Source organism: Desulfovibrio sp. 1188_IL3213 (assembly GCF_036763145.1).
GTDB lineage: Bacteria > Desulfobacterota > Desulfovibrionia > Desulfovibrionales > Desulfovibrionaceae > Desulfovibrio.
Genome location: NZ_JBAIYR010000045.1, coordinates 1 through 10,991, shown reverse-complemented (window position 1 = coordinate 10,991; position 10,991 = coordinate 1). Strand labels below are relative to the sequence as shown.

Below are 10,991 nucleotides of genomic sequence, written 5' to 3'. Positions count from 1 at the left end.
GGCGGCTTCTTCCATAGTGGGCGGACCGGAAGCCTGCCCGGACATGCCCCGCAGGGCCGCGCCCTCACGACCGGCCTCAGCAAGTCTATCCTGATAGGCACGGACGTTCAGCAGCAACAAGGGTTGACCACGGCGCACACTGTCGCCCTCGCGCACAAAAAAACCCTCCACCGGTGCGGAAAATTCCGGCGCAACCACATGCACCATGGCGTCAAGAAAGGCGCGGTCGCTGGTTATGCGCCCCTGAACCAGCCACAGCCAGGCCCCGCCAAAAAGCAGCAGCACCAGCGCCCATAACGGCAGCAGGCGCAGCCACAGGGATTTTTTGCCGCCTTTTCGCGGGGGCATTTCGATATACAGGGCTTCGGACATGGTTTTTCCTTGGCTTGAAACATAAGCGGGACAGCCTGTAAAAAATATGCAGATACCATACCATGCCGGCCGGAATGACAAGGCAACCCACTTTACAAGGCTTCGGCCTACGCATACAAAGGCTGCATTGCCGCATACCCCGGCTTCATGTCAAAACTCCGCCAGGAGAAAATTGTCACCATGCTTATCACGCGTTATTGCGCCCTGCTCTGCCTGGGCGTTCTGCTTTTCGGCTGCTCCACCCGCCCTGTGGTCGTGGTGGAAAAAGATCAATTCATTCGCATGGCCCGAGCCATGCCCAAGGAGCTTCAAGCCCGCAACCTTCTGGACGACAAAGGCTCCTACGTGGCCCCCATGTCTTTTGCGGGCTATAAAAGTTACGGCGAAACGCTTTTTCGACGGCTTTCTCCCTCGTTCATGACCGGAGAGACAAGCCACGACGTTTACCTGGGCAATACCTTTGCCGCCACCATGCAGCCCGACAGCCGCGTCACGCATTGGGACAACGGCTTCCGCATCAGGCATGCCACGCAAACCGTCACTGTCAACATGGTGGCGATTGCGGACTGGAACGGCGACGGGCAGGACGAGTGGATTGTGGCCTGCACCGTTGAACCGCGCATGGGCGGACGCACGCGCACCTATTACCTTCTGGTTCCCCCGCCGCAGAATGATCAGGAAACGCTCAAGGGAACCGTGGCCGCCATCAATGAGTGCTTCGGCCTGTCCTGCACCGTCTTTGTGCGCGACAGCAAGATTATTGAAAGGGCCGCCTCCAATCCCCTTGCGCCGCCCACCGAAGTGCACGACGTGGTGCCGGGTCTGCAGCCCGTGACCGAACCGCCCAAAAAAGGCGCAGCCACCGGCGGCCTTGAAGAGCGCAGCCTGTAAGCACCGTGCGCTACGCAGCGCATGTCCCGCACTGGCGGTGCTTGCCCCATTGCGCCATAATGAAGAACCCCGGCCAAGGCCGGGATTCTTCATTATGGTGCGCAAACCCTGATGCATGCAACTCTGGGCTGCACCCTGCTGAATCGACCAGATTCAGGAACATTACATCTGGAGCAGATTAACTTTGAACTGCTTCACATTTCAAAGCTTTCATTCAGCTGAAAATCGCATTTTCCGGCTGAATCCACGCCACGCTGTGGCGCACTGCACATTCGTGCAGCGCCAGATGATGTAGAGCATCTGCACCTTTTTCAAAGTTAAACCGCTCTAGTCGCACACGCCGCTGTTTTCGGCGCCCACGGGCACGGTGCAGGCGTTCTGCTTTTTGCCGGTGCCATTGCATTCAAAGCACGGCGTATTGTCCTGATTTTTTCCCGTACCGGAACAGGCGGGACACGTTGTATAATCGTCTTTACCTTTTTTATCAGCCATGAGAAGCCTCCTTTTGCGGCTAAATGACAGCCCTGAAACAGGAGCCGGTGTTTCAACAGCGCATTCACAAAACTGAACATCAGAGCAGTTTCAAAAAAACCGCTTCAGCAGCACATGAGAAAAAATCATACTCAGGCCGCATATGCCTGCGCTGACCGTTTTTTTCTTGGCGTCGCCGGGCAAAAAAGCCATATGGCGACCGGTGGCCCTGAAGAAAGCCTAGCATGCTTGCCGCAAAAGATACAACCCGCCGGGCAGCCCCATGCCGCCCGGCGGGTTAAAGAATATTTACATGGATACGCACATTGCGAAATCCCGTGTCCTGCCCCTTTTTACACATTTACCGGCTGTCGCCGCAACGCAGGGGCTTCGCACATGAGCCTCAGCTGCGGCTGCGCGGCAAAAAGAGGTTGAGGGCCACACCCGTCACCGCGGCAAGCCCGATGCCGCCCAGTTTGAAAGAACCGATGCTGAACTGCATGCCGCCCACACCGAAAATAATGATAAGAGCCACGATAACCATATTCCTCGGCTCCATCAGGTCCTTGCCGGCGCGCACCAGCGTGTTCAGCCCGACCACCATGATAGCCCCGAAAAGCAGGATCATTATGCCGCCCATGACGGGAACGGGAATGGACGACAAAAAGGCCCCGATCTTGGACACAAAAGAAAGCAGAATGGCGCACAAGGCCGCCCAGGTCATGACTGCCGGGTTGAAAACGCGGGTCAGGCTTACCGCGCCGATGACCTCGGCATAGGTGGTGCAGGGTGGCCCGCCCACAAAGCCTGCGGCCATGGTAGCCACGCCGTCGCCGAACATGGTGGTATGCACGCCGGGATCTTTGAGGTAGTCGCGCCCGGTGATGGAGCTTATGGCCACCACGTCGCCGAAATGCTCAATGGCCGGAGCAAGGGTTATGGGCATGATAAAGAGTATGGGTTCCCAGGCAAATTCCGGAAAGGTGAACTGCGGCAGGCTCATCCAGGGCGTAGCCGCAACCTTTGTCCAGTCGCCGAGGCCCAGATAGAGCGAAACCAGAAAGCCCGCCGTGATGCCGCACAATATGGGCATGAGCCGTAAAAAGCCCCGGCCCAGCAGCGAAACCAGCACCGTGACCAGAAGCGAGGTCATGGAAACCCACAGGGCCATTTCTTCGGGAACCAGCTGCACCGCGCCGTCGCCGGTTTTTCCCAGAGCCATGTTAACGGCCACCGGAGCCAGAATAAGGCCGATGACCATGATGACAGGGCCGGTCACCACCGGAGGCAGCACACGCAAAACAACTTCAATGCCGCGCCAGCGGATAAGGCCGCTGAGAATAAAATAGACAAAGCCGGAACAGACCAGCCCGCCCAGCGTCTGCGCGACGCCCCAGGTCTGCACCCCGTAAATGATAGGAGCAATAAAGGCAAAGGACGATGCCAGAAAAATCGGCACTTTTCCCTTGGTGCAGATCTGAAAAAGCAGCGTTCCCACCCCTGCGGTAAACAGGGCCACGTTGCTGTCCAGACCGGTAAGGATGGGCACCAGCACCAGTGCGCCAAAGGCCACAAAAAGCATCTGCGCGCCGATCAGGCAGTCCCTGAAACGCAGATTGTAGTCGGTGGGCGCAAATTCCCGCCGCGAGCCGTTCGAGCTCATACCCTGCCTCGATTGTCTAGAGCATTTACCTTTGGGAGCATAGTTCCCAAAGCTTTCCAGACGGTTGCCACGGTGCGCGACCGCGCAGCCCGTGCCGCCGGGCTTTCATCACAAAAGCTTTTCGGCAAGGCTGAAACAGGTTCGCACCTTCGCAGCAAACGCCTGCCACGCAGCCGCCAGAGCAATTTTACGCAAAAACTGCCCCCAATTGTAACGGTACTATTTGGTTCCGAAAATGCGGTCTCCGGCATCGCCAAGACCGGGAATAATGTAGCCCTGCGCATTGAGGTGATCGTCAATGGCGGCGGTATAGATGTCCACATCGGGGTGCGCCGCCTCCACCTTGGCAATGCCCTCAGGAGCGCAGACAAGGTTGAGACTGCATATCTGGCGGCAGCCGTGGCGCTTCAACAGCTCGATGGTCGCGATAAGCGAACCGCCCGTGGCCAGCATGGGGTCAAGAATGATGGCGAGGCGCTGATCCATGTCGCTGGCAAGCTTGACGTAATACTCCACAGGCTCCAGAGTTTCCTCATTGCGGTACAGGCCCACAACGCTGATCTTGGCCCCGGGTATCATGTCCAGCACGCCGTCCATCAGGCCGAGACCGGCGCGCAAAATGGGAACAACCGTAACTTTTTTGCCGGAAATGGCTTCAATTTCCACAGGCCCGGCCCAGCCCTGCACGGTATGCTTTTCAGTGCGAAAGCCCTTGGTGGCCTCATAGATAAGCAGACGCGCCACTTCATTGGAAACGCTGCGAAATTCACTGGTGGAGGTGGATTCCATACGCAAAATACCAATCTTGTGACGCACAAGAGGATGATCTACAACATAAACGGCCATGGAGCCTCCTTGCAGGGCATGAGCTAACCCTCTGTTTTCATGAAACATAAATCTTATTAAGGTTATTCTTGAGCGCACATCTTGTCAAGCGCCCCGGCCGCGCCACAGGCCATTTTTTCACGGCCCCGCCCCTGATTTTCGCTTGCGGAACTGCCCTGAGGAGGCATAAAAAAACTGTGACTACAGCATAAAAAAGCCTGATATGGAGGACAACATGCCTGCCAAAGTATATTTTGCCGATACACACTCCCGCTCACATGAAGAAAGCAAGATGGCCAAGGTGGCCCGCCTGTGCGACGCCCTTAACCTGAAAAAAATCATCAAAAAAAATGAGCCTGCTGCCGTCAAGCTGCACTTTGGCGAATACGGCAACGACACCCACCTGAACCCCACCCTGGTGCGGCAGGTGGTGGACAAAATCGCCGCCGTCGGGGGCAAGCCTTTTCTCACCGACACCACAACCCTGTATTCCGGCAGCAGGCACAATGCGGTCGACCACCTGCGCACAGCCTATCTCAACGGCTTTGCCCCCACGGTGGCGGGCGCTCCCGTCGTTATCGCCGACGGGCTGTTCGGCGGCAACGACGTGCCGGTGCGCATCAACTGCAAACACTTCAAAGACGTGCATATCGCCACCGAAATACACAACGCGCCGGCTATGGTTGTACTCAGCCACTTCAAGGGACATCAGATGGCCGGTTTTGGCGGAGCCGTCAAAAATCTGGCAATGGGGGGCGCGTCGGTGCGGGGCAAGCGGGAACAGCACGCCACCCATGTGAGCATAAACAAAGATGATTGCATCGGCTGCGCCAAATGCGTGCGCTCCTGCCCGCAGCAGGCCCTGAGCATGCGCGACCACAAAAGCCATGTGGAAACAGCGCGATGTATCGGCTGCTTCGAGTGCATGACGGTCTGCCCGGCCAAGGCCATTGTTATTGACTGGGCAACGGAAATGGAACCCTTTATGGAGCGCATGGCCGAATACGCCTACGGCACGGTCAAGGGCAGGAGCAGGCGCGTCTGCTACATCAATTTTGTGCTCAACGTGACACCGGACTGCGACTGCGTAGCCTGGAGCGATATGCCGCTTGTGCCTGACGTGGGCATTCTGGCATCCTCAGACCCTGTGGCTCTGGATCAGGCGTGCCTTGACCTCGTCAACAACGCCCCCTGCCTGTGCGCCAGCACGCAGGAAAAAAAGCAGGGGCAGGACATCTTCACCGCGCGTTGGCCCCATACGCGCGGAACCGTGCAATTGCGGCACGGTGAAGCCATCGGTCTGGGCAACCGGGCCTACGAACTCGTCAAACTGTAGACAGTGTCGTCACGAGCGCCTTTACCGGTATCTCTGCGTCGAACTTCGCCTTTTATTCCGGTCGAGTACCATAAGAGTACACTCCCTGCATAAAAGGCTCGTTCTCCTTGATATACCAAGGAAATTCATCTCGTGACGACACTGTCTAGAGCATTTAACACTTGAAATGCTTGCTTACGGCAGGCAAAAGCCTGCCTGCTCGCATTTCGTGGCAAGGATTTTCAAGAAAATCCTTGCAGAGCAGTTAAGTCATTTCATTCGTTAACTGCTCTAGTTTCCGGGGCTGGCCCCTGCCCCTCCTGTGCCTGAACATGCCTCTGTAGCAGACCAGCCTGACCATCGTTGCCGCACCTCTACACGGACGAAGCCGGATTGCCCGCAAACAGCAATTCCGGCTTTGTCTTTTGTGTGCCCACCGGATTTGCGGCGTAACGGCAGCAGGCCGGGTCAGGACAAATTTTGTCAAAACCGCACGTCTTATAAGTATTTTCTTGCCTGTTTTCTGCCTTGGTGTTACGATTTTTCAATTAATACTACCGGGCGGATCAACATTGTCCCAGCCTTTCACGAAACGGCAAAACTGCGGCCAGCCAAGAGTTACGGCCATATTTCTGCCGATGGGAAAGGGTTTGAGCCGCCATGCAGGAGGCATCATGGATCAGTCAGCTTCAGACAGGCTCAACAAGGCCGTAACCTTTCACGGGCATCTCTGCCCCGGCCTCGTCATCGGCCTGCGCGCCGTGGAGGCAGTAATGGCCCACCCCGTGCTTGGGCAGGCCCAATACGGCAAGCTCGTTTGCATCACAGAAAACGATGCCTGCGGCGTAGACGCCATTCAGTGCCTGCTCGGCTGCTCGGCGGGCAAAGGCAACCTGGTTGCGCGCCCGCGCGGCAAGCAGGCCTATTCTTTTTTTGACCGCGAAAACGGCACGGCCCTGCGCCTGTGCCTGCGTGTGACCAAAAATGAACAGGCCAGCAGGGAAGAATGGCAGCAAACCCTCATGAGCATGCCGCTTGAAGACATGTTCAGTTCGTCTGTACCCAGCTATGAAGCCCCTGAAAGGCCGCGCATTTTTACTTCAATCCCCTGCGAAATTTGCGGCGAAGGTGTGGCCGAACCCATGCTGCGTCTTGAAGACGGCAAAAAAGTCTGTCTGGACTGTCACCGCCATTACCCCCGGCGCTGGTAAGCCAGAGACCTTCAGACGGGCTGCCCGGCGCAGCCTTTTTTTCCAGCGAGTGATAGCACTTTTTTGAAAAACATCACATGCGCCGGCTTGACACCAACCTTCAGCACAGGCGCTGCCAGAGGGTATGTATGAAAATCATCCTTTGCCTGTGCCTGCTGGCTGTGACGGCCTTTCCCCTCCTAGGCCATGCAGCCGGTTCCGACAATCTCATGCAGGACGTCTTTGTTCTGGACCCGGTAAAAGTGACCGGACAGCTGGAAGAAGACAAGCTGGACAGAACCACCGCCATCGTGGTGGAAAAAAACCGCAGCAATAACGTGGCCGACTACCTTGTGCGCGACCCGGAAATATCTTTCAAGCGCAAGGCCGCCATGGGCGACAGCAGCGACATCATCTCCATACGCGGCATGGAATCCAAAAGAATCATGCTCAATCTTGACGGCCGCAACATCAGCTCCACCGGCATGTCCGGAGGCAACTATATCGACTTCGGGACCATCCCGCTGGACAATATCGAGCGGATCGAAGTGATCAAGGGCGGCAGTTCGGTTGAATACGGCAACAGCGCCCTTGGCGGCGTCATCAACGCCTATACCCGCCGCCCCACCGAAAAGCCCTATTTCAGCGCCTATGCCACCATGGGCGGCTGGAAAGACTTTTACGACTTTCATAACGTGCGCGGCAGCTACGCCCAGAAGTTCAACGCCATAGGGCTGAGCGTGGGCCTGAGCCATCAGCACGCCGATCCCTTTTTTCGCAATAACGACTATGACTCCTTTCACTTTAATCCCAAGCTTTACATAGACCTGCCCTGGCAGGCCGAACTTATCCTGGGTTACAATTACAGCCAGACCAGGCGCGGGCTTATCCGCACCAACAGAAACGACGGCAATCCCACCAGCGATTCCAATCCGGATCTGCCCGGCTTTGGTTCTCCCATAGATTCCAACTATCCCACAGCCAGCGGCGAAAGCTTTGCCGGCGGCTCGCCCACGCCCTCAATGACCGTTATCGGCGACGGCGCGCACTGGACAAAGTATCGCCATCTTATGGACTTTACCTACCGGCAGGAATTTCTGGAAACAGCCTACTTTGAAGTCTCCGGTTTCAAAAACAGCGAAAGCCGCCGCGAAAAAAACTATGCGGACATTGACGCCCGCATGCAGATCAAGAAAGGCCCGGACAGTTTCAATCCGTCCAAAACAAAAAAGGGGGATCTGGTACTGGACCGCAACGTCATTGTAGACAATACCTACGGCTTCAAGTTCAAGACAGGAGCCACGGTTCTCGGCCATGCGCTCATGACCGGCGTGGAATACAAGCGGCTGACTCCCGGCCCCATTACCGTGGAATATGTGGATGATAACTATAACAAGGCCGGAGCCAACAACTGGACCGGCAAGATGGAGTCTTCCGAGGCGGGCAGGCCTGCCACAGTGATGGGCGCGTTTCTGGCCGACAAGTTTTCCCTTACCGACAGCCTGCATCTGGATATGGGTCTGCGCTACGACAGTTTCAGCTACAGCCCTGAAGGACAGGACAAAAATCTTTATAACGCGCAGCTTTCTCCCAAGGCCATGCTCACCTACGAATTTACGGAAAGCCAGTCCGCTTCTCTGGCCCTGTACCAGAACTACAGAACCCCCACCATTCCCGAACTGTACTGGAACTCGCAGGCATCCTCACGGGACAATACCGTCAATGTGCCCTATCTTGTGGGCAAGGACATCAAGCCCGAAACGGCACGCGGCATCGACGCGGCCTACAAGTACAGCTTCGGTGGCAAGGGCTTTCTCAAGCTTTCCGGCTTTTACTATAACATTCAGGACTATATCGTTCACAAGCCCGTATACGTAAACCGTCCGCAAAGCTATCAGGCATGGGCCGCCTACAATATCGACGCAGAAATATACGGAGCCACGCTGAGCGGCAGCTATGACGTGCTGGACTGCCTGACGGTAAAAGCCGCCGTGACCAGACAGGACAGCAAAAAGTCCAACGACCCCGCCGATCCGGGCAACGTAATGGAAAAGCTGGAGTATATCCCCGACTGGAAAGGAACCCTGGGAACCATCTGGAAAATCAATGAACAGTTCACCCTGGACACGGTGCTGACCTATGTGGGCGAGCGCAGCTATTACGTCAATACGGCCCAGTTGCGTAAAGGCACGCTGCACGACTACGCCACCCTTGGTGCAAGCCTCAGTTACAAGGTGGACGAACACCTGACCCTTGAAGCCTATGCGGACAATATAACCAATACCCAGTATGAAGAAGCCTGGGGCTACCCGGCACTGGGATTCAACGCGGGAGTCAGCATCAAATGGGAACTGTAAACGAAAAGCAGCAAAAGCAGCGTGAATACTGGAACGCCCGTTCGCGTACCTTCCCGCGCTTTGAGGAAGGCGACAGCAATTACGAGGCGGGCATGCTGCGCCATGCCGCAGAAAACGGCGTGGATTTCACCGGCAAGCGCGTTCTGGACGTGGGCTGCGGCAGCGGCATGTATACCCTGCGCCTGGCGCGCATGGCACAGTCAGTCACCGCCGTGGACGTTGCCGACGAAATGCTGCGCCTGCTGCGCGAAGACGCCGCCGCCATGCACATCGACAATATTGCAACCGTGTGCTCCGGCTGGGACGATTTTTCCACAGACGAGCGCTTTGACATTGTTTTCGCCTCCATGACGCCAGCCATTGAAAGCGATGCGAGCAGGGAAAAACTCATGCAATACACCACCGACAAGGTGATTTTTATGGGCTTTTCTGACCGCATGCTTTCCGACGTCATGCAGGGACTGCACGAGCACTACGGCATTGCTCCAAAAATTTTCAACAATGCCCAGGATATGCGCGCATGGCTGGAGGCCAGGGGTGTGCCGTATACGGCCATACCGGTCAAAGGCCAGTGGGTGGTGGCGAAAAGCCGGGAAGAACTGGTGGACACCTGCGTCACTACCCTGCGTGACTACGGCGCGGAACCGGACCCGGATTTTGTGGCGGCTCATGTGGAGAACTTCCGGGACGAAAACGGCCAATACGTTGAACGCACAGACTATGTTATCGAGATGATCATATGGCAAAAGCGCTGAGCCTGCTTGTGCTGGCTCTGGCGTTGCTGACGGGCGCGGCCCCTGCCGGGGCGCGCTCCGTCACCGACGCCCTGGGCCGCGTCGTGGAAGTGCCGGAACCGGAAAACATCAGGCGCATGGTGGCCCTTGGCAGCAGCATGGCCTTTGTGACCTATCTTGGCGCGCAGGATAAAATCGTGGGCGTGGAAGACATCGACAAGACCGTCATCGCCAAGCCCTATGTGCTCTGCAACCGGGAACGCTTCAAAAACCTGCCCGTCGTCGGCAAAGCCGGAGCCGTGCGCGTGCCGGATTACGAACGCATCGTGGGTCTTGCCCCGGATGTGGTCTTCATCATTTCCACCGACCCGGCGGAGCCGGACCTGCTCCAGCGCAAACTGCGCGTTCCTGTCGTTGCCCTGAGCCAGGGCCTGCCCGCTTTCGACAGTGAGGTCTTTCTCGGTTCCATCATTCTTGCCGGAAACATTCTGGGCAAGCAGGAACGGGCCGCAGAAGTGGTCAGCGGCGTTCGCGCCCTGGCCTCGCGTCTGCCTGCCCCGGCGGAAGGAGAAGAGGCGCGGGCCTATGTGGGCGGGCTTTCCTACAGGGGCAACCAGGATATCAAAAGCACGGCCGCCGAATTCATGCCCTTCACACTGTCAGGCGTGAAAAACATGGCCGACGGCATGGGCCGGACCGGCCATTTCTTCATCAACAAGGAATTTCTGCTGGCGGCCAACCCGCCCCTGATTTTTATTGACGGTAACGGCCTGCCGCTCATACGCCAGGGGCTGGGCAGCGAGCGGGCCTACTACGAGCGGCTCACGGCGCTGACAAGCGGCAACGCATGGCTGCTGCTGCCGCATACGGCCTATTTCAACAATCCCGAAGTGCTGTATATCAACGCTTTTTTTATGGCCAAGGCCGCCTACCCCCAAAGGTATGCCGACCTTGACCCCGAGGCGCTTGCCGACGAAATATTTATTCTTTTCAACGGCTGCCCCCTTTACGAAGACATGGCGCGCGTCACCGGCAGGCCGGGCAGGATGCAACTGACCAGTCAGGGGCTGGACTATGCCCCATAAGGAGCTACCCGGCAGCGGCTCCGCTGCCGCACAGCCTCACGCTCACGCGCCTTGCGACAGCCGGAACGGGCATTAGATCGGAAGAGCG

Annotated in this window: 9 protein-coding genes and 1 pseudogene; 6 read left to right on the top strand and 4 right to left on the bottom strand. The window is 57.1% G+C overall.

The features are described 5' to 3' along the window. Positions 1–372 (bottom strand): annotated as a pseudogene (locus tag V6C16_RS04080) (biotin/lipoyl-binding protein); the annotation flags it as partial. Positions 373–552: 180 nt separating this feature from the next. Here V6C16_RS04080 and V6C16_RS04075 point away from each other — a divergent pair. Beyond that, positions 553–1,263: a hypothetical protein gene (locus V6C16_RS04075; RefSeq protein ID WP_333535716.1), complete on the top strand. Its 711-nt coding sequence runs from the start codon at positions 553–555 to the stop codon at positions 1,261–1,263. Between the two features lie 327 nt (positions 1,264–1,590). Here V6C16_RS04075 and V6C16_RS04070 read toward each other — a convergent pair whose 3' ends face one another. The 3 genes from V6C16_RS04070 to upp all read right to left on the bottom strand — a co-directional run bounded on the left by V6C16_RS04070 (position 1,591) and on the right by upp (position 4,243). Then, complete coding sequence (locus V6C16_RS04070) at positions 1,591–1,755, bottom strand: chaperone protein (protein WP_333535715.1); 165 nt, start codon at positions 1,753–1,755, stop codon at positions 1,591–1,593. A 382-nt stretch (positions 1,756–2,137) separates the two neighbouring features. Continuing rightward, on the bottom strand, positions 2,138–3,397 hold the full coding sequence (locus tag V6C16_RS04065; RefSeq protein ID WP_333535714.1) for a uracil-xanthine permease family protein: 1,260 nt from the start codon (positions 3,395–3,397) through the stop codon (positions 2,138–2,140). A 219-nt stretch (positions 3,398–3,616) separates the two neighbouring features. Further along, positions 3,617–4,243: a uracil phosphoribosyltransferase gene (upp, locus tag V6C16_RS04060; RefSeq protein WP_333535712.1), complete on the bottom strand. Its 627-nt coding sequence runs from the start codon at positions 4,241–4,243 to the stop codon at positions 3,617–3,619. A gap of 214 nt (positions 4,244–4,457) precedes the next feature. Between upp and V6C16_RS04055 the strand changes: the two genes are divergently transcribed. The 5 genes from V6C16_RS04055 (at position 4,458) to V6C16_RS04035 (ending at position 10,903) form a co-directional block, all read left to right on the top strand. Then, a complete protein-coding gene (locus V6C16_RS04055) occupies positions 4,458–5,558 on the top strand; it encodes a DUF362 domain-containing protein (protein ID WP_333535711.1) in 1,101 nt (366 codons plus the stop codon). 653 nt (positions 5,559–6,211) lie between these two features. Then, the gene (locus tag V6C16_RS04050) at positions 6,212–6,748 is read left to right on the top strand and encodes an FmdE family protein (protein WP_333535710.1); all 537 of its coding nucleotides are present in this window, start codon (positions 6,212–6,214) and stop codon (positions 6,746–6,748) included. A gap of 128 nt (positions 6,749–6,876) precedes the next feature. Beyond that, positions 6,877–9,084: a TonB-dependent receptor plug domain-containing protein gene (locus V6C16_RS04045; RefSeq protein WP_333535709.1), complete on the top strand. Its 2,208-nt coding sequence runs from the start codon at positions 6,877–6,879 to the stop codon at positions 9,082–9,084. Then, on the top strand, positions 9,072–9,839 hold the full coding sequence (locus tag V6C16_RS04040; protein ID WP_333535708.1) for a class I SAM-dependent methyltransferase: 768 nt from the start codon (positions 9,072–9,074) through the stop codon (positions 9,837–9,839). The genes V6C16_RS04045 and V6C16_RS04040 overlap by 13 nt, the downstream gene beginning before the upstream one ends. Then, complete coding sequence (locus V6C16_RS04035) at positions 9,824–10,903, top strand: ABC transporter substrate-binding protein (RefSeq protein WP_333542791.1); 1,080 nt, start codon at positions 9,824–9,826, stop codon at positions 10,901–10,903. Before V6C16_RS04040 ends, V6C16_RS04035 begins: the two co-directional genes overlap by 16 nt. Positions 10,904–10,991: the final 88 nt, after the last annotated feature.